General features: G+C 54.8%; 19 protein-coding genes and 8 pseudogenes. 14 read left to right on the top strand and 13 right to left on the bottom strand.

Annotation, left to right across the window (positions count from 1 at the left end):
* Position 1: 1 nt before the first annotated feature.
* The 3 genes and pseudogenes from ACIQVE_RS01820 to ACIQVE_RS01830 all read left to right on the top strand — a co-directional run.
* Positions 2-634 carry a DUF1120 domain-containing protein gene (locus ACIQVE_RS01820; protein WP_402803947.1) on the top strand — a complete coding sequence of 211 codons (633 nt, stop codon included), beginning with the start codon at positions 2-4 and terminating at the stop codon, positions 632-634.
* Between the two features lie 181 nt (positions 635-815).
* Positions 816-986 (top strand): annotated as a pseudogene (locus ACIQVE_RS01825) (IS3 family transposase); the annotation flags it as partial.
* Positions 965-1348 (top strand): annotated as a pseudogene (locus ACIQVE_RS01830) (transposase); the annotation flags it as partial. The pseudogenes ACIQVE_RS01825 and ACIQVE_RS01830, both read left to right, overlap by 22 nt.
* Positions 1349-2846: 1498 nt before the next feature.
* On the opposite strand, the pseudogene ACIQVE_RS01835 reads toward ACIQVE_RS01830, so the two are convergent.
* A pseudogene (locus ACIQVE_RS01835) lies at positions 2847-3011 on the bottom strand (IS5/IS1182 family transposase); the annotation flags it as partial.
* Between the two features lie 398 nt (positions 3012-3409).
* Here ACIQVE_RS01835 and ACIQVE_RS01840 point away from each other — a divergent pair.
* From ACIQVE_RS01840 to ACIQVE_RS01850, 3 genes are all read left to right on the top strand, one after another.
* Positions 3410-4048 (top strand): DUF1120 domain-containing protein, encoded by a 639-nt coding sequence (locus tag ACIQVE_RS01840; RefSeq protein WP_402803948.1) that lies wholly within the window; start codon positions 3410-3412, stop codon positions 4046-4048.
* Between the two features lie 894 nt (positions 4049-4942).
* Positions 4943-5251 (top strand): DUF1120 domain-containing protein, encoded by a 309-nt coding sequence (locus tag ACIQVE_RS01845; RefSeq protein ID WP_402803950.1) that lies wholly within the window; start codon positions 4943-4945, stop codon positions 5249-5251.
* Between the two features lie 6 nt (positions 5252-5257).
* Positions 5258-5584 (top strand): hypothetical protein, encoded by a 327-nt coding sequence (locus ACIQVE_RS01850; protein WP_402803952.1) that lies wholly within the window; start codon positions 5258-5260, stop codon positions 5582-5584.
* A gap of 781 nt (positions 5585-6365) precedes the next feature.
* Here the strand turns inward: ACIQVE_RS01850 and ACIQVE_RS01855 are convergent.
* From ACIQVE_RS01855 to ACIQVE_RS01890, 8 genes are all read right to left on the bottom strand, one after another.
* On the bottom strand, positions 6366-6497 hold the full coding sequence (locus ACIQVE_RS01855; RefSeq protein WP_402804043.1) for a transposase domain-containing protein: 132 nt from the start codon (positions 6495-6497) through the stop codon (positions 6366-6368).
* Between the two features lie 3 nt (positions 6498-6500).
* Complete coding sequence (locus tag ACIQVE_RS01860; RefSeq protein WP_402803954.1) at positions 6501-6692, bottom strand: transposase; 192 nt, start codon at positions 6690-6692, stop codon at positions 6501-6503.
* Positions 6693-6920: 228 nt separating this feature from the next.
* A complete protein-coding gene (locus tag ACIQVE_RS01865; RefSeq protein WP_402803956.1) occupies positions 6921-7217 on the bottom strand; it encodes a transposase in 297 nt (98 codons plus the stop codon).
* A complete protein-coding gene (locus tag ACIQVE_RS01870; protein WP_402804045.1) occupies positions 7144-7344 on the bottom strand; it encodes a transposase in 201 nt (66 codons plus the stop codon). The genes ACIQVE_RS01865 and ACIQVE_RS01870 overlap by 74 nt, the downstream gene beginning before the upstream one ends.
* A 12-nt stretch (positions 7345-7356) precedes the next feature.
* Complete coding sequence (locus ACIQVE_RS01875; protein WP_402803958.1) at positions 7357-7602, bottom strand: IS66 family transposase zinc-finger binding domain-containing protein; 246 nt, start codon at positions 7600-7602, stop codon at positions 7357-7359.
* Positions 7541-7888 carry an IS66 family insertion sequence element accessory protein TnpB gene (gene tnpB / locus ACIQVE_RS01880; protein ID WP_402803960.1) on the bottom strand — a complete coding sequence of 116 codons (348 nt, stop codon included), beginning with the start codon at positions 7886-7888 and terminating at the stop codon, positions 7541-7543. Before tnpB ends, ACIQVE_RS01875 begins: the two co-directional genes overlap by 62 nt.
* Complete coding sequence (locus ACIQVE_RS01885) at positions 7828-8253, bottom strand: hypothetical protein (protein WP_402803962.1); 426 nt, start codon at positions 8251-8253, stop codon at positions 7828-7830. Before ACIQVE_RS01885 ends, tnpB begins: the two co-directional genes overlap by 61 nt.
* Positions 8254-8549: 296 nt before the next feature.
* Entirely contained in the window at positions 8550-9197 is a 648-nt protein-coding gene (locus ACIQVE_RS01890; protein ID WP_402803964.1) for a DUF1120 domain-containing protein, read from the bottom strand.
* Positions 9198-9383: 186 nt separating this feature from the next.
* Here ACIQVE_RS01890 and ACIQVE_RS01895 point away from each other — a divergent pair.
* From ACIQVE_RS01895 to ACIQVE_RS01905, 3 pseudogenes are all read left to right on the top strand, one after another.
* A pseudogene (locus tag ACIQVE_RS01895) lies at positions 9384-10576 on the top strand (transposase); the annotation flags it as partial.
* Between the two features lie 101 nt (positions 10577-10677).
* Positions 10678-11584, top strand: a pseudogene (locus ACIQVE_RS01900) (TniB family NTP-binding protein).
* Positions 11581-12091, top strand: a pseudogene (locus ACIQVE_RS01905) (TniQ family protein); the annotation flags it as partial. The pseudogenes ACIQVE_RS01900 and ACIQVE_RS01905, both read left to right, overlap by 4 nt.
* 1208 nt (positions 12092-13299) lie before the next feature.
* Here the strand turns inward: ACIQVE_RS01905 and ACIQVE_RS01910 are convergent.
* Positions 13300-13629 (bottom strand): annotated as a pseudogene (locus tag ACIQVE_RS01910) (IS3 family transposase); the annotation flags it as partial.
* A gap of 144 nt (positions 13630-13773) precedes the next feature.
* Between ACIQVE_RS01910 and ACIQVE_RS01915 the strand changes: the two are divergent.
* Complete coding sequence (locus ACIQVE_RS01915; protein ID WP_402803966.1) at positions 13774-14055, top strand: hypothetical protein; 282 nt, start codon at positions 13774-13776, stop codon at positions 14053-14055.
* A 225-nt stretch (positions 14056-14280) separates the two neighbouring features.
* On the opposite strand, the gene ACIQVE_RS01920 is transcribed toward ACIQVE_RS01915, so the two are convergent.
* Positions 14281-14511, bottom strand: a complete 231-nt coding sequence (locus ACIQVE_RS01920; protein ID WP_402803968.1) for a DUF6500 family protein — start codon at positions 14509-14511, stop codon at positions 14281-14283.
* A 389-nt stretch (positions 14512-14900) separates the two neighbouring features.
* On the opposite strand from ACIQVE_RS01920, the gene ACIQVE_RS01925 reads away from it, so the two are divergent.
* The 4 genes from ACIQVE_RS01925 (at position 14901) to ACIQVE_RS01940 (ending at position 20837) form a co-directional block, all read left to right on the top strand.
* Entirely contained in the window at positions 14901-15557 is a 657-nt protein-coding gene (locus tag ACIQVE_RS01925) for a DUF1120 domain-containing protein (RefSeq protein ID WP_402803970.1), read from the top strand.
* Between the two features lie 475 nt (positions 15558-16032).
* The gene (locus tag ACIQVE_RS01930) at positions 16033-16671 is read left to right on the top strand and encodes a DUF1120 domain-containing protein (protein WP_402803971.1); all 639 of its coding nucleotides are present in this window, start codon (positions 16033-16035) and stop codon (positions 16669-16671) included.
* Positions 16672-17204: 533 nt separating this feature from the next.
* Positions 17205-18509 carry a hypothetical protein gene (locus ACIQVE_RS01935; RefSeq protein WP_402803973.1) on the top strand — a complete coding sequence of 435 codons (1305 nt, stop codon included), beginning with the start codon at positions 17205-17207 and terminating at the stop codon, positions 18507-18509.
* A gap of 24 nt (positions 18510-18533) precedes the next feature.
* The gene (locus tag ACIQVE_RS01940; protein ID WP_402803976.1) at positions 18534-20837 is read left to right on the top strand and encodes a hypothetical protein; all 2304 of its coding nucleotides are present in this window, start codon (positions 18534-18536) and stop codon (positions 20835-20837) included.
* A gap of 405 nt (positions 20838-21242) precedes the next feature.
* Here the strand turns inward: ACIQVE_RS01940 and ACIQVE_RS01945 are convergent, their stop codons facing one another.
* On the bottom strand, positions 21243-21428 hold the full coding sequence (locus ACIQVE_RS01945; protein ID WP_402804047.1) for an IS66 family transposase zinc-finger binding domain-containing protein: 186 nt from the start codon (positions 21426-21428) through the stop codon (positions 21243-21245).
* Between the two features lie 21 nt (positions 21429-21449).
* Positions 21450-23034 (bottom strand): annotated as a pseudogene (gene tnpC / locus ACIQVE_RS01950) (IS66 family transposase).
* Positions 23035-23054: the final 20 nt, after the last annotated feature.

Below are 23054 nucleotides of genomic sequence, written 5' to 3' on the forward strand. Positions count from 1 at the left end.
CATGAAAAAGCTTCTCCTGCTACCCCTCGCCTTGGCCTTTGCTTCCAACGCCGCCATGGCTGCCAACTCAGTTGATATTTCCGTCACCGGCACCATTACACCTAACTCCTGCGTCATTTCGCTGTACGGGGGGGATTTCGATTTGGGGACCATTGCCGCCAGCGCTTTGTCCGATAGCGAATTCACTCGCCTTCCCACGCTTTGGGGTAAAAGGCTGGATATACTCTGCGCCGGTCCGCACCAGGTCGGTTTTAAAGCCATCGATAACCGCCGTGACGAAAACGGCGGCACGGGCAGCTTCGGGCTGGGTCGTGACGGTGCGAACAATCCCATTGGGGATTATGTTCTTCATATGAATGAGACCACAGCATTTACGAACGGTAAGTTAAAGGAGTCATGGGATAGCGGGAATTCTTGGGAAGAAGTGTCGCGCTTACCCCCTATTAATAATCGCTCCACGGTGGTCTACGCATTTGATACCGCCACTTCCAGCAATACCGCAACACCGCTTCCGATGACCTCCGGCAATGTCCAGCTGTTGTTGAGCGCGACTGTCCGGCCGTTAAGCGAACTGGACACCAGCGCTGAAATAACTATCGACGGCTCCGCGACCTTCGAACTGGTTTATCTGTAATTAGGTTAATGCCTTAGTTACTTGAGCGACCGCGTGCAATACCGGTCGCTTAACGCTACACCGCTTTATGGGGTAACGTCGTCGCTGAGGTGCGTTTAATAGCTTTTTCATGGCCTCGACGGCGACGTGACCCCGCCTTTCATTTTTATGGGGCTAAGTGGTCACTGAGTGGATCTCGATTAGGGAAAAGACTTTGCTGGCTGATGCCCTGAGGCAGACATACTCCTTGTCAGAGCTGCTTGAAGCACTGAGCTTGGCCCGAAGCTCCTATCTCTATCATCGAGCCCTAATGCAGGTCGCGGATAAATACACCGAAGTGCGTCGCGCCATATGCCCGGCGTCGGCCCGATCACCGCCAGCCTGCTGGCTGTCGAAATGGGAAACGGCAAGTAATTCAGATGCAGTCGTGACTTCGCCGCATCCATAGGGCTGGTTCCCAGACAGTACAGTACGGGTGGCAGGTCTAACTTGAAGGGGATCAGCAAGCGAGGAGACAAGAGCCTCAGGTGCCTGTTGGTACAGTGCGCCAGGGTTTATATGCAAAGGCTCGATAGTCAAAAAGGGGCACTGGCTGCTTGGGTGCGCTCATTGCTTCAGCGACGACACTCCAATGTCGTGGCGTGCGCTCTGGCCAATAAACTGGCGCGAATTGCCTGGGCAATATCTGCTCACCATACAGTGTTTGAAGCAGGGTCAGACGCTATGGCGGCCTGACCCTATTGTTGTTGCAGTACCACGAGGCACCTTCAGGTTTTGCGATAGCTGAAAAATGGATGACGCGAACGGCACACCGGCCTGGCGAAGAACCTGACTTATGAAACGGCTTTAGAAGCCGCTCCGGTTTTCAGGATTGCCAGGCGCGACTCTCATCATGGCGCGGGGCATGCCTCATACAGACGCCGGATAGATTTAAGCAAGCCAACCACTTCACCCGTTAATCAGCATTGCAAAAATGGGGGTGACCATAGATTTGATTAGACCACTACAAATCATCATCAACGTCAGCCCTACCATCCGGTAAAGTCTTAAGCGTGAAGCGCTCATGCTGCGTCAGACAAGAGAGCGATTGACGTCGATTAACCACAGCATCAGGGTTCCAGGTTGTTCTCGACACGCTTTTTTTTAATTTTTTTTGATTTCTCTTAACGTCTGCCGACGCAGAAAATGGATCCATGCAAACAACGTTGCTTATCAGTGCGTAGCGATAGCACTTTTGTAGAAAACCGTTGCTGATCGCCCTTTGCGAAGCGATGTAGGGATTGAAGGAAATCTCTCGTGTGAGACGCCCCCACTTATTCCAGTCACTACTTAGCCCCTTTTTATGAGTAACATGTGTCGCTTGTCGGTACCAGTAGCCAGTCGCAGATTGCTTTGCGGGGTGCTGGGGCCATTGAATGGAAAGAGTTCGAAGCTCCCGGTCCGTTCAGTTGCCACAGCCCCCACCCTATTTCAGTTTTAGCTTTGTGGTTTGCAGGCAGTGTGGTGATTGAACAGTGCTTTGTTCAGATTTTCATCTCAAATTGAGCGTGACATTGCCTTACCTTTTCTTATTGTGATCGGTGGGAAATCAACGGTACGCTATACATCCACACTTGTAAGTCAGCTTTGCGGGGCCGCTGTTGCCATTTGATGGATCTCTTCGCGTGAGACTTCCACCCCATTTTTTGGCAACAGTACCCCACCCCCTCCTCCCCCATGATGCGCACCGAGTTGCATTAACCTCGACGCAAATATCCCTCGCTGCGTTTCCACGCCCCGCTCAACCTAGCAACGCCCGACAGTGTTCGACGCAGCGCGCTCGGTAAAGCAATCATCCGATCTCAGTCTCTCATTGGGCTGGCTAGCTCGTGTCGGCACCTTATGACCAGACGCTCAGAATCGATTCATCCGCAAAAAACGCTCAATACCAGCTCTGCAATCTCTATCAACGGGTCTGCACTCCCGAACTGGTCTATCTGTAATTGTGAATAGCGCTCAACCGCCAGCACGCTCTCCGCTGCCTTGCGCACGCACTCAGGCATTCCCTGATACGCTCGTGTAATCCCTGATAAACATAACAGCCCTGTACCGTTTTGAGTGTGCCGACAGCACATGTACCGCTTAGCATGGTAAACGGCACCCTATCGGTACACTCAAAACGGTGCATGACGTTGGTCTGTTGTGTGCGCTTTATGGCGGCGACCTATAGACGGTCAAGCCGGGTTTAGAGGTTTGGATACGCCTGACGACCACCTTCGCCCTTCGGGTAATGCGGCTCAATCAAGGTAATCAAACCCTTTCAGGGCACCACCGGATCCATCTCTATCAGGAAGCGCTCACCGCGGGTCTGCTTACGTTTGCCGGCGTATTCAGCATCGGCGAAGGACATCTGTGTCATTGGGGCTCAACAGTCAGCTTCGTGTCAGGCGGGTATTTCACCAGATTTTGAAGTCTTTTTGAGAGTGTCCTTAGGTGGGCAGACAGCACATGCCGATCTGTCGGTAGGGTCAGGGCTAATCGTCCGCGCTGGTGGGTCGTCAACGCATCGCCTATTGGTCGGTTTGAGCGAGCCACACCATGCCTTTGATAACGATTGAGGTCTGTCAAAGCGCGCTGAACAGGGCGAAGAGGCGCCAGGCCCTGAGATAGAAGCCTTGGACGTGAAAAAGAGAGTTTTTCGCCGAGACGTGCATTTGAGCCTTTTTGATTTTGTTTGCCATTAGTCGAGGCGGACAATGGGCCCAACGAAATAACCTAAACTCAACATCACGAAACCTCTCATCTCAGGAGCCCCTCATGAAAAAGCTGTTGCTGCTGCCCATCGCCTTGGCCTTCGCTTCCAACGCCGCCATGGCTGCCAACTCGGTTGACCTGCGCGTTATCGGCACCATTACCCCAGGGGCATGTAACATATCTAGTAGTAATGGCGGTGAGTTTGCATTTGGCGAAATCCCATTCTCTAGTTTAAATATCGATACAAGTACAGTCGTCGACGCTCTTCAAGCGGACCTAAGTATTGCTTGCTCAGGTCCAACGCAAGTAGCAATACGAGCTATGGACAATCAAGCTGGAACGGCTATGGGTAGCGCTAGCAGCACTTCATATGGTTTAGGGATAGATAGCCAAGGCGCTCCAATTGGTTACTATACGATCATGAATGACAATGCACCACTCTTAGACGGCTCCGGTGTAGGTATAGAGCATATTAATAGTAACGATGGAGGCCAAGCATGGACTCTTTTAAGCAACTTCTCGCATATGTCACACGATGGCGATTTGTATTCATGGAGCAACGGCGATACGACCCCGCTACACGTGACGAACGTAACTCACCCGCTCCATTTGGAGCTGACTATCGCACCTACTAACTCCTTGGACGCTAGCTCTGAAATTACTATCGCCGGTTCCGCCACTCTCGAGCTAGTTTACCTGTGATTCGTTTTATTTGGCCTGAATTCAGGTGGCTTCGTAGTTGAGCGACAGCTTTGAATTCTGGTCGTTCAAGGCAAAATCTCTTGCAGGGCGATGTTGTTATTGGAGGACATTTTCCCGCATGAGACGCCCCCCCCCGTATTCAAATAGTTAAAAAGCTCCACCTTATTACTCCAGCGATTAAGTAAGGGGGCACGCCAGTTATTCGTTCACAAGTTGGTTTGCGGGGCGCTGTTGTCAATGAACGGAAAGAGTAAGAGACTTTCTCATTCAGCGGCTACGGTCCCCGCCCAGTTTCAGCTGTACCTGTCAATGTTTTACGGGGCTGCGTGGTCGTTGAATGGTGCTCTTCCTGAGAGGTCCAAACCTCGGCTACAAGCCCATCTATTTCCCGTCATCGTTGAGTCACGGTTTAATGCCCACACTCTGCAAATACGCTTTGCGGGCCAAAGCAATCATCCGATCTCAGTCCCTTATTGGGCTGGCTAGCTCGTGTGGGCACCTTATGACCGGACGCTCAGAATCGATTAATCCGCAAAAACGCTCAATACCATCTCTGCAGTCTCTATCAACGGGTCTGCCACTCTCGAACGGGTCTACCTGTAATTCGTGAATAGCGCTCAACCGCCAGCACGCTCTGTAGGGGCGATGCGCTCATTGAAGGATCCTGAGCAGGGTTACGATAATATTCAGTGACTACGGGCGCTCCCTCCTCCGATCTCAACATCCACACACTCTACTCACGGCATGTCGTCGCGCAGATCTGAATTAAAGCCTTCGCGCCGGATTCACGGCGTTCTGTGGCTGATTATTTTTGATCTCTATTGATTTTCCTCATCTGCAGCAGGCCGGCAATATCAGGTACATCGAATTACTTACCTCATGATGGAGCCCCACATGAAAAACCTTTTGCTACTGCCCCTCGCCTTGGCCTTTGCTTCCAACGCCGCCATGGCAGCCAACTCAGTTGACCTACGCGTTACGGGTACCATTACTCCGACAGCTTGCGATATCTCGCTATCCGGTGGTGATTTAGATTTTGGTGATATCTCAAGTCAGGAAATGAACCAGTTATCGCATACGGAACTGCCCACGCAGAGCGGTAAAAGCCTGATTATTGCCTGCTCCGGCGCGACGTTGGCGGCCTTTAGAACCGTCGATAACCGCAGCGATTCGAATGACCCAGTTAATGGAGCATTGGGTTAATATGGCATGGGGACAGATAGCCAGGGTGCCGCAATTGGCACATACTTCCTTTTTGCCGCCGGCACCTCCACCGTCGACGGCAGCACCGGGAAAGTTTTGGCTTCCAATGATGGCGGCATCAACTGGAGGTTAATGCCGGACGGCGGGTTCGCGCCCCATAATTTAGGCGAGATTTATATCCAGGTCGCTGGCCCTAACGATACCCCTGTACCGTTTACCAATGCCTCCACGCCGATTGAGATCCAGGCAATGATTCAACCGATGAACACTCTCGATACCAGCACCGACATCACCATTGATGGTTCCGCCACTTTCGAACTGGTTTATCTATAATTCGTTTTATTGCTTAGTTAGTTGATCGACCGTGTGCAATACCGGTCGCTCACTTGAAACATCGCTCTATGGGGTAGGTCGCCGCCGAGGTTAAGTTCAATAGCTTTTTCATGGATTAGACGGCGATGTTTCCGACCTATCCCCCCATGCCCCCTCGCCTCAAACACCCCGCCACGCCCTCAGGTAATCCCTGATACACGCAGACAATCCCGAGTAAACAGGCCAGAGCCTGTACCGTTTTGAGTGTGCCCAACACTCCCTGTACCGTTTAGCCTCGTAAAACACGACATATCGGTACGGTTTCAGCCAATAAAACCGTCCACTCAAACGGTACCGCCTGATCTATACCTAAATCGTCATTATTCGGCAATTTCTGATTGCTTGAATGAAAGCGTCCCTAACGGCTTCCACAAGTGACGTGGACGGCTGGTGCAATCCTCCGCCAGCAGGCACGAGTCAGTTCTAGACCGCCGCGAATAACACTGACTGACCAGGATCAAACGGGTGGCGGTGACGAGTTCGACTTTGGTGAACATCGGGTACAGAATTTAACTAGCACCTCGTCGACGCGGCGCATTCGCGTAAGTTGGACACAGATACGCAAGGCCATCGGCGCTAGGTACGGACGGACACTTCGTCTGCGAATACATCAGTCTCAGGTCAATCTGTCCATTTCACCCTCTGGTGCGGTCAAAAAATATTTCTGATACCTATTAACTTCTCTATAGATCCAAGGTAGCGGTCGATTGACACCGCCTTTTGCGGGTGGGGGCCGATACTGTTATTCAGCCGTGCTGAAGCTCCAAGGCAGTAGCGCTTCGTAGTCTTCGACAGTGGTGGCAAGCGGCAGTGCCTTGAGCGAGTCAATGAGGTACCGATAAGCATCCACGCCGTGGGCCTTGCAGGTCTCAATGAGCTAATACAGATTGGCACTGGCGTTCGCGCCGGCCACGGTATCGCAGAAAAGGAAGTTAAGTCGACCGATGACGAACGGCCTGATTGCATTTTCACAGGCGTTGTTTGATATCGGCCAGCTCCCATTCTCCACGTAGCGTATGAGCTTGGGCCACTGGCCATGCAGGTAGTGCAACGCCTTACCTGTCAACACCGGTACTGACGCTTACCGAAGTCACTCCCAGGCAACACCGTGTGCAAGTGCTGTAGCAGCATTGCCTTGATATGATCCAGCAAAATGCTTGATTCTGCTCTGTACTAACAATTTGGCGTTGCACTGAAGTTATTTCACGCGTGCTGGCCTCGAGGGCGAATAACTTTCCGATCTGCTGAAAAATCAGTTACCGGGTGATCAGCACGCTTGTCTTTGGGCAGGGCTTGCTCAGCCTCTATCATGTAGCGTCGGGCGTGCGCCCAGCAGCCACGATGAACAAGCTAGTAGACTGGCGATAGTCTCGTAGGGGGCATAGCCGTCGCTCATCAACACAGAGCCTGGCATGATGCCAGCGTAAAGCACCTGAGCCTTTGCAGTGTTACGCGTCGGACTGTATGTAAAAAGTCGCACGGGTGGCCCAGAGCCATTCATCTGCGCCCAGAGGTAACTTTTACTCTGGGCTGACTTCCCTGGTTCTTTGAGGTACCTGCACCGTGGTTTCATCGCCGTAGACAACGTCGGCATCCAACAGGTGATCGCGCAGCAGATTGATGATTGGTTGTACCGCTTGGCCCACACGCACCACACTGGCGGCCAGCGTCCCCCGAGAAAGCACCCCACCGAAACTCGCAACAATGCTGCTTGACGGTATAACGGCAGCGCGTCACGGTACTTGGAGGTAATACTTCCAGGCGAGCGCTGACTCAGTCTGCACGCCTTTGGGGCTGATACGGGCCGGGGCGGGAGCGACCTTGATTGCGCCATCGCAACACGGACAGGCGTACTTCACACGCTGATGTTGGATGACGCGAATCTGCTGCGGCACGATATCCAGATGCTCGCTGATCTCAACACCGATTTCGGTCAAAGCATAGCCGTCGCGCGGGCAGGTGCGTTCCGCTTCTGGCAATTCGTGGCGAATGGCTACACGCGGTAGTGCAGGATCGAGCGGCTCGCGGCCAGGCTTCTTGCGCTATGCGGTCAGCGCGGCGGTTGCGAAACACGTAGACCGCCTGGGCAAAAGAGTCGAGTCTCAGTGATTGCTCGACCAATGCTGCCAAGCCGTTGATGCTTTTGCGGAAGTCGACGCCATCCCGATGCAGCCAGACCTTCAGGCCTTCGTCAAAGCGCAACATCAGATTGCTCCAAGCGCTTGGATCATAGCCGATACCAGGCCAGCATCGTGCTCGCCGCATTCGAGCCGGATGGTCACTCCGTTGGAAAGCTGCGCCATCAGGTGTGTTGGCTCTACAGCAGGTCTTGATGGATTGGCCATTTCGGGATAGACCGAGGCTACTGCGATAGGCGCCGAATAAATGGAATTATCGATGCTGGTGACGGGGACAAACACTGAGACCGGCGAACGTGCAGATTTTCCGCCCCATTTGCGCAGTTGGTTTGCGTTGATCCCCGCCCGCAACGCCATGTAAGAAATGGATGCACCGGGGTTGTTGGCAGGCCGCAATGAGGCGGCGCTTACCATCAGGCTCAAAGGTCCGCTTGCCATGGCCTCCGACGTTGGCGACTTTGAGTGTAGGTAGGTCTGGTCAAGAAAGGTCATTATTGCGTCCGCAATTATGGTTGCGGACGCAATCGTGTCACCTGCTAAAGGGGACTGCTAGGACGTCGATTCTCATGCACTTACAGAGCTCGGGCTGCCACCGTTTGGATGTTCGCCAAAGTAGAGGGCCGCCACACAAAGCGGTGATACAACCCAAGTGGCGAACTCGCCCCTGCCGTGCAATGCGTCCTGTTGAAGGAGGTAGCAGGGTAAGCGCATGAACGCCAAATTCGAGAGGTAAACTGAATAGCTTCCAGCCCCAAACGGCTCCATTTTCGACGGCAAAAAAATGGCTTTTATAAATAGATCAATTCGATGGTGGCGGAGCCGTCCAGCATAAAATCCTGAGTGACGTCCAGAGTGTTAAGCGGGGCGATGACAGGGTCGGCAATCACCTCAACCATGGCTGTCGAAATTGGCAAGGGCGCGCTCCCTAAACTATCGGTCCACGAATGCATGTAAAACGCGCCATTTTTCAGAAAATTTTCACTGCTCCAACTTTCACCAGCATCAGAACTAGATGACGCATACGCCGGCCCCCCATTGAGGATGTGTCCGCTTGTTGCAAGATAATATCCACCAATGGCATTGCCAGAAGCATCTCGACCCAGTCCAAATAAGCTTTCGTCGTCAACAAGGCTGGAAGACGCCGTGCCTGAACGGTTGTCGATGATCCCTATTGCAACTAATGCAGGAGCAGAACATGAAATGCTGAGTGTCTGACGCATGCTTTGCAAATCGTTATAGTTAGCGGCTCGCAGGTTGGCGGCACTGATGGAGCCAAAGTTGAATATGCCCTCGCCTGTTATAGCCATGGAGCACGCGCTTGGAATGACTGACCCGGCCATACGTAAATCTATGGCACTTAAAACGTAGGTAGTGCGGGTGGCCAACAACAGAAAAATAGGCAACAAAATCAAACGTTTAAGCAGTCGATGGAACACAAAAAATCCTTTGCACGATTAAGCCTTCGTCTATGATGCCTCAGTTTGGAGGAGCTAAACAAGTAATCGACTGCGCCGTCAGGGCGTTGGTCAAACGAAAATTCTGATGATCCGGTCATGCCCAAGGCAGAACCGTTTTCCCCCACCATGAGTGGTTAATCCTTTTATCGCGTAATCGCAATAGAGTGCCAAGCCCACAAGCTGCGAGTACCTTCGCGCAACACTGTGGCCTTGAGAATCGCTCGCTTGGACCCCGCGAAGACTATTCGTCGTAGGGAAGGCCTGGATGCCTCCCGCGATCTGCAAGGCGCCGGAGGCGTCCTCCTGCCGTTGCCGCACCACTGCAGCAGGTGCAAATCGTTTATACGGTCGTCGACCTGGCCATCGTTGATGAGCGCGACCGACGATCGATGGGTCGCCCAGACCTGACTATCGCCATCGACGGGTTCACGAGTTGTGTGCTCGGCATTGTGGTCGCGCTGGAGGCGCCGTCCGCAGTCTCGGTGAGCCTGTTCGCTTAAGCATGCCGCCTGCGACAAGCGCTTTTGGCTGAAAGGGTCAGATGTGGAGATGGATTGGCCTATGAGCGGTAAGCCAAGGCAGCTCTACCTGGACAACGCGGCTGAATTCAAGAGTGAAGCGCTGCGCCGAGGCTGCGAACAGCATGGCATCCTGCTCGACTATCGACCGCCTGGGCAACCGCACTATGGCGGCATCGTGGAACGGATCATCGGTACGGCAATGCATAGAATCCACGACGAACTGCCGGGGACAACCTTTTCCAATCCCAATCAGCGCGGAGAGTACGCCTCGGAGAAAATGGCGGCCCTGACGCTGCGCGAGCTGGAACGATGGTTTTCCCTGGCGGTGGGGACCTAGCATTCCTCGGTGCACGCTAGCCTGTTGCAACCGCCGGCTACACGTTGGGCTGAGGCCATTGCGCAGATTGGTGTCCCCGCCGTTGTAACCCGACCTACCGCTTTTTTGGTCCATTTCCTACCCGTCATCCGCCGCCCCCTGACCCGAACCGGCTTTGTCACCACATTCACTACTATACGACGCGCTCAAACCGTGGATTGCACGGCGTGGCCGTTTGCCTGTGTTTCCCTAGGCGCGATCCACGCGACATCAGTCGCATTTGGGCGCTGGTACCTGAGGGGCAGCACTCCCTGGAGATTCCCTACCGCCCCCTCTCACACCCGGCCGTCACTCTATGGGAGCAGCGACAGGCGCTGGTAAGGTTGTGTCAGCTCGGGCGTGAGCAGGTGGACGAATCGGCGCTGTTCCGCATGATCGGGCAGATGCGCGAGATTGTGACCACCGCACAGAAGGCCCCCGTAGGCCGCGGCGCGACGCAGAGCGCCGTCAGCATTTCAAGGCACCACTTGGCAGGGCTTTGCCGCCGAAGGTGGAAATTACTGCCGAACGAGACGACACCCAGTCGCTGGCCCGGCCGTTTGAGCAGATTGAAGTGGAAGCCGTGGACGAATACCCCATTATTGACCTATCCCACCTGATACCCGCCGCGCAGGGACTGGCCCGGCTACCGGCGGGAGAGCGTATCCAGCGTATTCGCGCCGATCGTGGGATTGGTTACCGCGAGCGGTAGAGACCTTGAGCCGGTCGGAAATCCTGTATGCATGGCCGAACAAGCAGCGCGTGCCGAACCTGCTGCTGATAGGTCCGACCAACAATGGCAAGTCGATGATCATCGAGAAATTCCGCCGCAGTCACCCCGCCAGCGCCGACGTGGAGCAAGAGCACATCCCGGTACTGAGCGTTCAGATCCCGTCCGAACCGTCCGTAATCCGCTTCTACGTGGCGCTGCTGGCCGCGATGGGCGCGCCATTGCGTCCACACCCACGGCTGCCCGGAATACAGCCATTAGCACTGGCGTTGCTGCGCAAGGTCGGCGTGCAAATACTGGTGATCGACGAACTGCACAATGTCCTGGCGGGCAACAGTGTCAATCGGCCCGAATTCCTCAACCTGCTGCGTTTCCTGGGAAACGAGTTGCGCATTCCGTTAGTCGGGGTTGGCGCACGCGATGCCTACTTGGCCATCCGCTTGGATGAGCAGTTGGAAAACTGCTTCGAACCCATGATATTGCCGCTGTGGATATAAACGACGATTGTTGCTCGCTACTGGCCAGCTTCGCCGCCTCGCTTCCGCTGCGGCGATTCTTCCCGATTTCGGCGCTGGACATGGCCCGCTACTTACTCGCCCGCAGCGAGGGCACCATCGGGGAGTTGGCTCACCTGCTGATGGAGGCGGCCGTTGCCGCCGTGGAAAGCGGCGAAGAAGCGATCAACCATCGTACGCATAGCATGGCCGATCACACCGGCCCCAGCGAACGGCGACGCCAATTCGAGCGGGAACTGATGTGAAAACCGCACAACGCTGGCCGCTACATCCCGCCCTCAAGGAAGGAGAAGCCTTATCTTCGTGGCTGAGCCGTGTCGCCGCCTGCTATCAGATCGACTTGCGCGATCTGCTGGAACACGATTTCGGTCACGATCAGGTCTATGATTTGGATGCCCCTCCGCCGATGTCGCTGCTGATGACGCTTTCTCAACGTAGCGGTCTGGAGCTGCATGGCCTGCGCGCCATGAGCTTCGCGGGCTGGATCCCGTGGCTTCTGGACAGCCTCGACGATTCGGCTCCGTCCGCTCTGGAAACCTACGCCTTCTAGCTCTCGGTGTTACTGCCAAGATGACGCAAGACACGATCTTTCACCCCTTGGCGTACCTGGTTGCCCAGATTACCGATCAGCCGGGTGTGCCCACTTTGCCTGAACGATCCGGAGGACCAAACCTTCGTGCTCGTCTGGAAGCCCCTTGATGGTGAGCTGTCCCCTGCACGGCTGCTGGCTGGAGTCCTATTGGGGCGTGCCCCAATGACACAGATGTCCTTTGCCGATGCCGAATACGCCGGCAAACGTAAGCAGACCCGCCGCGAGCGCTTCCTGATAGAGATGGAGAAGCGTAGCACTCGCAGCGCGTCGAGGTGACCATCTCATTACAGTCCCGGCGCTGCCTGCCAAGAAAGCGGGGGAAAGGATGCGACATGTAATGATCGACCTAACAGGCGGTATCAGCATCTGTTAACACATCTCTAACAAGGAACCATCCCCAGCTCCTGGCCAGCCATAATGCGAGCGCATTTGAACGAAAGCGCCAAAACTAACTGGGGATTTGCAAACCTGCGGACAAGAACCTCATCGCCTGCTGCTCGATAACTGAAAAACAGATGGTGTGACGGCCCATCGACCTGGCGCAGAATCTGTAGATAAGAATGGCCTTAAAGGCCACGGTTTTTTTCAGGATCGTCAGGCACGCCCCTCATTGTGGCGCACGGGTATGCCCTAGATAGACGCCAGATCGATTCAAGCAAGCCACCACTCCACCCCTTAATCAGTATTGCAAAGATAGGGACAACCATGCCCCCCTACCGCATGAATATGTTTTGATAATGATTAATTTCCAGAGGTTGGCGCATTTTATATTTATGGCGAAGGCAATATGATTTTCGGGGACGACTTATGATCTGGTGCTTACATATTAGTCGGCTCCTATCTTGTGGGGCTTTCCTTATTACTGGTTCTCCTTGCCACGCACAGCCGCAGACAGTGCTTTTTTTGCGAGTTGTGGCGGCGCACGGGCTGAAAATGCATTTCTGATGTTTATTCGCTGTTCATCTAAGCTTCCGATCGCTCTAATAAGTGTCGAGGAATGCTGGCACAAGATTGACAGCGTCGCACCCGCTCGCAGGTAGGGGCAGCTCCCTGCGAACAGCCAGCACATCTCTCCCCGCGCTGCCCAAACAGTGCGGGGATTTTCTTGCCCACTCCGTCGTATTGCGTTTTTTGTTCACATCCTCATCGCCAGGCGGAGCGCGCCAAAACAAAGCGTACACCAGGCATTGCGGCTCTCATTTCTTCCATCGGAGCATGCAAAGAGTCATTTGACCTTGCGGAGCCTCATCGTTACCGCAAAGGGGACAAGATGAGACTTTCAGATGTTGTGAACAGCGATCTACTGAGAGACACATCTCTTGATTGTTCGCCGGAGCGAATTGCGGCGCTGCAGGCTAACTGTGGTGGTCAACTAATTCCGGACACCTCGATAGGTGGTTTTGACGCCATCGCCCGCTCATAAACGGTCGGTGGTAGATATCCCAGTTTCGAGTGCAGCCGCTCGCTGTTGTAAAATCCAACGATGTATTCCGTGCTGTCGCGTATCGCCTCCGCATAATTGGCGTAGTCACGTCCCCAGACCCGCTCCACTTTCAAACACAGGATGGAGCGTTCCATCACCGAGTATCCCTGCAATTACCTTTACGGCTCTTGCTTTGCTGCATGTCATTTCTTGCCAGCAGAGATCTGTAGCTTGCGCTCGCGTACTGGGCTACTGCGATCCGAGTGTGCGATCAGGGCCTGCACGGCCAGCCAGTCATGACTACGCTGTTTCCTCAGTGGTGCATTTTTGTTTTTCGTCGCGGAGAATAAAACCATGAGCCTGCCCATCCCTGTGTATACCACCTACCAAATTTCGAGGGCAGCGGACGCCTTCAATGCATGGCTACCGTGTCCGTTTCGTCGAACGGCGTTGCTCGGCTGGACCGAAGCCACGTTAGTGATGTGGCGATGACGCGACAGGTTCGCCCGGATACATCGGACGGGTTTGTGCTGGCAATGGCCCGCAAACAGTACCGCGAATGGATTAAAGGCAATGGCGACTATCAATTAATGGCGCCGGTGGCGCGTCAGTCGGCCCCGCAGTTGGCGAAGGTTGAAACATCAGTAGTCACATCCAACGGCGGCGGTATAAACCGCCGCCCCTATCATTGCCGAAACTAATCAATAGCCGTTAGGAGGTGTATCGCGAGTAGTGCCCGTTGCACTTCACCCCGTTTCATTGCGGCTCATTGCGGCTCATTGCACTTTATTTTGTGAAATACCGGATATCGCGCCACTCGTGCACAAAAGTAAAACCCGCTATTGAGTCAGCAGGCAACGCGGCAATAAAGCAACTGGCTTTCCCCCATGAAGGCGTAAATCAGTGCCGAGCAAAAATTAGTTAATTTATCTGTCGCTGCTCGCTAAGAGCCAGTACCGTTTGGTTGATTTTGACTGCCTTTTCAAAATGGTCGAATTGGTTTTCCATGATTCACCAGTTCGCGGCTGCATGAGCAACGGCGGGTTATCGTTTCTATTGGCAAAAAATGCATAAAACGAAAGTCCTACGTTTTCGCCTTTTTGCTCAATCTTTCGAGTGCAGACGTCAAGGATCTTGTTAATCAGTTCTGGCGGCATTGCTTAACCTCTCGGCGGGTGAATGTCTAATATTCAGGATATCGCGTTACGAGCCCATGCCGCCCCTTGTGTGGGGCGCACAGAGTGTGCAGAGCCATTTGCCTGGACGGGTAAACCGTGGGGCTCAATCACGACCGTCTCAACGTCGCTGGCTGGCCGACTTGAGCGAGCCCAACCGAACATGTAATCACGATTGAGGCGTACCAGCTCGCGCCTAACAGCAGCTAAACACCAGCAAGCCCTGAATAAACGCCTCTCCTGTGAAAACAGCTGTGTGCGCCCTGACAATTTTTGAGCCTTTCTGATTTTGCTTGCCGTCAGTCGAAGCATACAAAGGCCAATCGAATCAAAAATACACTCAACGCGAAGGAATACCTTCGGGGCACCCCATGAAAAAACTGATTCTGCTACCTCTCGTTTTGGCCTTCGCATCCAACGCCGCCATGGCTGCCAACTCGGTCGATCTGCGCGTCACTGGCACCATTACCCCGGCTGCATGCGGTATCACGCTGGCCGGCGGTGATTTCGATTTGAGCAACATTGACATTGGAACCTTGTCAGCATCGACGAGCGTCAAACTCCCTGAGTCGGCTGGAAAAACGTTATCGATTACTTGTAGCGGTGCCACTCAGGTCGCTTTCAAAGCTATCGATAACCGAAAGAGTTCCGCTCCCTTTGATGACAGTGATGAGTTTGGCCTCGGCACTGACAGCCAAAACGCTCCGATTGGGAGCTATGAAATCTTGGTGAACCAGCCTTCGATTTTGGTGGATAGCGCCGCAGGCCAGATTAAATCGTCAGACGACGAGGGCACCAGCTGGATGGGGTTCAGCGCCACCGATTTAGGCCTGTTGTCTTACACCAAGTACCCACGAATTTTTGCCTTGGATAAGCGTTTCGCTGGACCTGTATCTCAGCCGGTGCCAACTACCAACGCTAGCGCATTGCTTAAAGTGGTGGCGACTATTCAACCGACAAACACTCTCGACACCAGCGCTGAAATCACTCTCGACGGCTCCGCGACCATCGAGCTGGTTTACCTGTAATTCGCTGACCGTTGAACTTGTTGAGCGACCGGTGCAATGCCGGTCGCGTTATGCAATACGCTTTATGGGGCAGCGTAGTAACAGGGCATCTCTTCCCCCAAAAGAGCTTCAACAGCCCCCGTTACTACGACGCTTCACCACATTGCGAGCTATACAGTCACTGACCGGGTTCGGAGGGCTCCTGACCATTCAGTGACAACGGCGTCCCGCCATATTCCGCTGCGCCTTCCCGCCGATTGCTAATTTGAGCAACCCACTACCACCCCCTTAATAACAATTGACGCCTGTTAGCGGGGGCTGCACAGGTTGGCAAGGCGCTGTACCGCGACATAGACGCCCCGCGCGGGGCAAAAAATGTTTTTCGGCGCAGCGAACATTTGAGCCTTTCTGATTTTGCTTGCCATCAGTCGCGGAGGACAATAGGCCCAACGAAACAACCTACAATCAACGTTAAGGAATAACTGCGGAGTCCGTCATGAAAAAATTGATCCTGCTGCCACTCGCGCTGACCTTCGCCACCAATGCCGCCATGGCCGCCAACTCGGTTGACCTGCGCGTCACCGGTACTATTACCCCGGCTGCGTGTGATATTTCCATGTCTGGTGGAGACTTTGACTTGGGAACTATTAATGCCAATAAAGAAACTATTACTAGTTTCACTACATCTACTAAAACGTTGAATATCTTGTGTTCTTCCGATACGTTGGTCGGTATCAAAGGCATAGATAATCGCGCAGACTCAACCGCTACTGCTAACCCAAACAGAAGCGAGTACGGTCTAGGTTTTGATAATATCCAAAACAAGATCGGCACTTACTGGGTTCACTTAGGGGGTGATTCAAACGAAGTAAATATCGGAGCCTCGACAGGCACTCTCATCCGATCCAATGATAATGGCACTTCGTGGGTAAGTAACGCAGCCAACGGTTTGAAAAACGGACCGAATGATGTCCATTCTTGGAACAATACAACCGCTACCGACGGCCCGCTAAGTGTGACTTCGGTAAGTATACCTCTGGATCTATATGTGGAGATTCAGCCCACCAACAATCTTGACACCAGCCAGACCATTACACTCGACGGCTCTGCCACTATCGAATTGGTGTACCTGTAATTCACGTTGCCACTGAACTTTTTGAGCGACCGCATACAATACCGGTCGCTCAATCGCAACAATTTTTTATGGGGTTAAGTCGTCGCCGAGTTTAAGTTTAATAGCTCTTCATGGGATCGATGGCGACGCCCCCACCTTTTGCCACACCGCTTCGCGGGGCGATGTAGTAACGGGAGCGCACTCCCCCCCAAGAGGAGCTTCAGCCCCCTCCCATTGCTGCAATGCCCACCTGTTTCCTGCATTGGTTGAGTCACGGGCGTCATGACTGCACTCAGTCGAAAGCACCCTTTGCAGGGCGCTTGTCACTGAATGGGTTCGTGCGTAGAAGGCTCCTGCCCATTCAGTGATAACAGCGCCCCACTTTATTTTTAATCTCGTCTTGGCAGAGCCCGCAGCCCATCAGCGGCCTAGGTGTAACCCCGTGGATTGGTCCGCGTAACAATATGGAATCTGAAATGACAGTCAAATATAGGCCGCTCCACGCTAAAGCACTCGTCAAAAGCCGCCTCGCAATGGCGTGTACTCCTCTTCTGATGATCGCGCTGCCTATTTTTCCTGCGTTCGCTGCCGACGTTACCTCCCCCGCCACACTTGAAGTGATCGGCCATGCTCCCACGGCCACTGTCCCGGTCTTGAGCAACGCCACCGCTCCCGGCAGGAACCCTGCGGTCGATGATACCCTGAACGCGACCTACACCCTTCTAGACTCCGACGGCGACCTCGAAGACCCCGCAGCGACGGTCCGTCTCTGGAAGGCCGACAATGCCGCCGCCGCAGGCACCAGCAATACCCTTTCCTATGTCCCGCAAACCGGCGATCTCGACAAGTTTTTGAGTTTTGAGGTCACCCCGGCCACGAACGACCTGATTACTGACCCGTCCAAGGCAACAGCCCCGGTCAGCAGCGGATTGCTGACGGCCCCCGTATTACCTTCGCGTGCCCAACTGGCCAGTGAATATCTCGCCGGGAGTGGCGCCAAGCGCTGGGGGGATGCCTACATGGACTGTGCCGGGCGCGGTGAGCGCTTGCCCAATATCGGCGAGCTGCAATCGCTCTATCTCACGTACACCCGCGCCAATACACTCGGAGACGACGCTCAAGGCGACTTACGAAATACCTACAACTGGGCCAGCAATGTTTACTGGTCGAGCCAGGGGCCGGGGGATGAAACCAAGCATAGCTATGTGTACGTCCACGAGGATGGCCGTGCGGCGAGTAACAGCAACAGCAACACCTACTCGTATGCCTGCATCAAAGCCGGGGCTGCCGAAGGCTTGCCCACAGTCACCGGCGTAAGCATTCCCAATGCGGCGGTAGGCACGCCAGTCACCGCGATCTACCGCTACAACGGCAACGCGACCATTCCGGATCGTTCGCGCTTCCAGTGGTACACCGCCACCAGCAGCAGCGGGGCGGGTAAAATCATCGCCACCGGCGCCGGGGCCACGACCAAAACCTACACCCCGGTAGCCGCCGACACCGGTAAGTACCTGATGATCGAAATCACCCCGGCCAGTTACGACACGGTCGTCGGCACGATGGTCCCCGCAGTCAGTGCACAACCGCTGCTGTCGCCGCTCACCGTTACCCTGGAATACGCCGATGGCTCCCCTGTATCAGGGCGCCCGGAAGTCGGTCGAGAGTTGGTCGCCAACGTGGATTGCGGTGGCACCTGCGGCCCGCTGACCTACCAATGGCAAGTGGAAACCGCGCCGGGTTCGGGGCAGGTCGAGAACATCAGCGGGGCCAAGGCCCAGCGCTACACCCCGACCGGCCCGCATCAAGGCCGAGGCCTCAAAGTGACCGCTGACCATGCGGTGCAAGCGACCCAGCACTAACCCCGACATTAAATGGACCTAACTATGCGTACTGCAAAATTGACCTTTTTGTGTGCCGGGGCGCTGTGTAGCTCGTCGCTGCTAGCGGCCCCCAGCTCTTCACCGTTGTCGGCCCCGATCATCGGTCGTGTGCCAATCGCCACGGCCCCGGTCATTACCAACGTTACCGTGCCCGGCAAGAATCCGGCGCAAGGCGATGTGCTCAAGGCCACCTACACCTATGCTGACCCCGACAATGACCTGGCGGACCCGACCAGGAGTGAGTTTAGCTGGTCCGCCGCCGGCGCGGCGATAAGTGGCGCCACGGCAGAGACCTTCACCCCGACGGCGGCGCAGAACAAGAAGTTTTTGAAGTTCGCCGTGACCCCGGCGTCTCTGCCGCCCGCCGATCCGTTCAAGGCGACCGCACCGGTTACCAGTCCAGATTCGTTAGCGCCGGTCTTGCCGCCGCGGGCGCAACTGGCCAGTGAATATACCGAAGTATCAAGCAGCAAGAGCTGGGGGGATGCCTACATGCATTGTGCGGGGCTGAACTCTCGCTTGCCTTCTGTGACTGAATTACAAACGTTGTTTACGACTTATACCCGCGCCAATACAGCAGGTGAAGATTCTGAAAACGATATCAATAAAACTTATGGGTGGGGCAACGTTCACTGGAGTAGCTCTGCTACCGTCGACCGAGGCACATATGTCTATCTGGGCGAAAATGGCCGCAGCTCCAGCAACGTCATCACCAACAGTTACAGGTTTGCCTGCGCCAAATTTGGCGCTCCAGAGGGGGTCCCCTCAGTAACAGTCGCCAGCGTGCCCGCCGCCACGGTCGGTACACCTGTCACGGCGGTCTATACCTACAACGGCAATGCCACCATTCCCGATCGCTCGCGCTTTAAGTGGTACACCGCCACCGCCACCAATGGCAGCGGCAAAGTCCTCGCTACCGGGGCCGGTGCCACGACCAAAACCTATACCCCCGTCGCCGCTGATGCGGGCAAGTACCTGATGGTCGAAATCACCCCGGCCAGTTACGACACCGTGGTGGGCACGATGGTCTCGGCGGTCAGTGCGCAAATCGTATCGAGTCTGACCATCACCGGGCTGGCCATTGAAAAACCCACCGCAGAGCGTGCCAGCTTCCAGGCTAACCACACCGTCATCGGTGGCACCGAAGCCGACCTGACTTATCAGTGGTACTGGAAAGGCAATGCTGTGGACGGCGCTACCGAAAAAACCTTTGCCTTCTCCAGCCTGACCATTCCTTCGGCCAGCGCGGCGGAAGAACTAAAAGTGGAAGTCTCAAAACGTCCCGCTGTAGCGAATCGGCTTAATCGGGTCGCTGAAGAAAAAGCCGCCTTGGCCACCGCCACGCTGGGGTTGAAGAGTTCGATTGCCTGGAACCCACCGTTCGACCAAGGCACCTGGTACGACATGGCGAAAACCTGTGCCAGGCAGAGCAATGGCAACAAACGCCCCGGCACCACCGCCGAGCTTCAGGCGTTGCATGCGTCATTGGGCAACATGGCCGCTTACGTGGTAAATACCAGCAATAGCTATTGGACAGGCACCATTGGCGCGACTCAGGGCACGCATCAGATCGTCCATTTGGGTAAAGGGGAAATGTCGAACAACTACCCAGACGACTGGGCCAGTGAGCGCGGATTGTGTGTGGCCGGTACAGCACCTGCTCTGGTCAGTAATGTCAGTATCAGTGGCTATGACCAATGGGGGACACCACAAATCGACGGTACCCTGAAAGGCGAATACACCTATGAGGCCAATGGCGGCAGCGCCGACGCTTCGACCTATCGCTGGCTGGGTGGCGCCACGGCCAGTACCAGCCGTACTTATAAGCTGACAAAGGCCGACAGGGGCAAAACCCTGACGTTTGAAGTCACCGCCAAAAACGCTTCCGGAACTGTGGGCAACACCCAAGGTGTCGCGGCCAGTAAGCGCGTGTCAATCTTCAAGCAGTTCGTAAAACCGGACAAAGAGAAATACCCACGAATAGACCCACCGTTGGGCTCGGGGACCGATATTGCTGAGATGGAGTGCTTGGCCAATGGCGATGGCTCTCGGTTACCCACCGCCAATGAGTTAACTACCTTGTTCCGGGATGAAGTGTCCGGAGGCTCCAATACCAGCATGTGTTCCAAACATGACTGGCCTGTGAATGGCCAGTGTTCGAATCCTGGTTACGGCACCGAATCGCGCTACTGGACCGATGATAAGACCAGCGCGGGCAAAGAGGCGTATCACGTCAATCTCAGTAACGGTGCTGTGTCGCAGACGTATATCGGGAATGCCTTTTACGTGGCCTGTATTAAACGATGAGCCAAGAATAGGGCTCTGGCGGCGGGAAGGCCTTGAAGGTTCTCACGCCGCCTCCATTCGTACGCCTGCTGTAAAAAACCAGCTCTGATGAAATTTCCCAAGCAAAACACCACCGGGCGCCAGCCGGATAAAGCAGTGGAATCCTCAGCCGAGTAAACAACCGTAGCGGCACCCACGCTCCCACAAAATTGCATTTCATCCTGAAAATGGCGTTACGCAATTGGTTAGCAGACTGGTTAGCAGAAAAAACGGCCTTCGTTGTTTGGACGCACTATTACCGAATCAGCGCACGAAGCACTGATGGCGCGGACGCAAGGCCCGTGAGACAGAGAGTTTTCTCGCCGATGGAAAAGTGAACACCGCAAAGTGAACGGAACGTTCACTTTCTGACTAATTGGATTCTGACTATTCGGGAATTAATTCCACTTCAATTACGCAAGTAAGCATTCCAGTCAGCAAGCCCTTGGCGATGATACAAGCCGGGGCAGGAGTGACCTTGGTTCCGCCATCGCAACACGGACAGGCATACTTCACACGCGGATGCTGGATGACGCGAATCTGCTGCGGCACGATATCCAGTTGCTCGCTGATCTCAACGTATGCGTCCGGGCATCACGTCTTGCGTGATGAAATCGGTTGCCACTTATGCGGCAGCAACTGATCGATTTCACTCGCCCGCTGCGTCGGCAGGCGCGTGAGAACATCCTTCAGATACGCATACGTATCATGACCATTCAGCCGCGCAGACTGGATCAAACTCATGATCGCAGCCGCCCGTTTTCCGCTGCGTAACGACCCTGCGAAGAGCCAGTTCTTGCGCCCAAGAGCCCATGGCCTGATTTGGTTCTCACACCAATTGTTGTCAATGGGTACGGCGCCGTCGCCGAGGTAACGCGACAGCGCTGCCCAACGTTTGAGGCTGTAATCCAACGCCCTGCTGATCGCAGAACCTTCGGGCACGAGGTCACGCTGGGCGATCATCCAGGTATGCAGCATTTCTATCACCGGTACGGCTTTTTCTTGCCGTATTCGGCGCCGTAAATCCGGCTCCAGTTCACGGACTTCGCTCTCGATTTCGTACAACAACTGGATATAGCGCAGGGCCTGCTCGGCGAGCGTGCTTTTATTTGTAGCGTGCAGTTCGAAGAACTTGCGCCGCGCATGGGCCATGCAGCCGATTTCGGTAATGCCCAGTTCGAAACTTGCCTTGTAACCGCCAAAATCATCGCAGACCAACTTGCCTTTCCAGCCTTGCAGGAAGTTGCGTGCATGCTCCCCGGCGCGGCTGGGACTGAAGTCGTAAACTACCGCCGCCACGTCCGAGAACTGGCTGGTGGCGTAGGCCCAAACATAGGAACGGTGAGTTTTTTTCGAGCCCGGCATGAGCATCTGCACCGGTGTTTCATCGGCGTGGATAACCTGCTGCCCCAGCACTACGTCGCGCAGCGCATCGACCAGAGGCTGCAATTGCACGCCCGTCATGCCAACCCATTGAGCCAACGTTGAACGTGGAATCGCCAAACCCGCTCGACCGAAAATCGACTCCTGACGGTAAAGCGGCAGGTGATCGGCAAACTTGGCAATCATGACGTGGGCCAGCAGCCCAGCGGGTCGGGATGCCCTTGTCGATGACTTGTGCTGGAACCGGTGCCTGGATCAGTGTTTCACAGTCATCGCAGACCCATTTGCCACGCACATGACACTCGACGGTGAACACGCCCGGCGTGTAATCCAGCTTCTCGCTGACATCTTCACCGATTCGCTTGAGGGCGCAGCCGCATTGGCAGTGAGTGTTGTCCGGTTCGTGATGAATCAGTGTGCGTGGAAACTCAGCCGGCAACGCCGTGCGCTTGGGCTTTTGCTTTTTCTCGGTCGCCGCTGGCACTGTTTGCAAGGCTTGTAGCTCGGCTTCAATCGCGGCGATATCGGTATCGATCAAGTCATCGAGCAAGCTGGCCTGCTCGGGATTCATCTGTTCGCTGCGCTTCGCAAACTTCAAACGCTTGAGTTGGGCGATCTCGTGGGTCAGCTTCTCGATCACCGTTTGGTCGCGGTTGATCTTCTTGCTCATCGTCTCAACGGTTTTACCCATCGTTTCGACCGTCTTGCCCATGATCTCGACTGGCGACAGCAACTGCGCAGCGAATGCACGCAGCTGGTCGGGGGGCATTTGATCGAGGTTGGGCGAGGAAGTCATGCCGTGGATTTTGCCTGAAG

The sequence above is a fragment of the Pseudomonas sp. NPDC098747 genome, from assembly GCF_044760045.1.
Taxonomy (GTDB): domain Bacteria; phylum Pseudomonadota; class Gammaproteobacteria; order Pseudomonadales; family Pseudomonadaceae; genus Aquipseudomonas.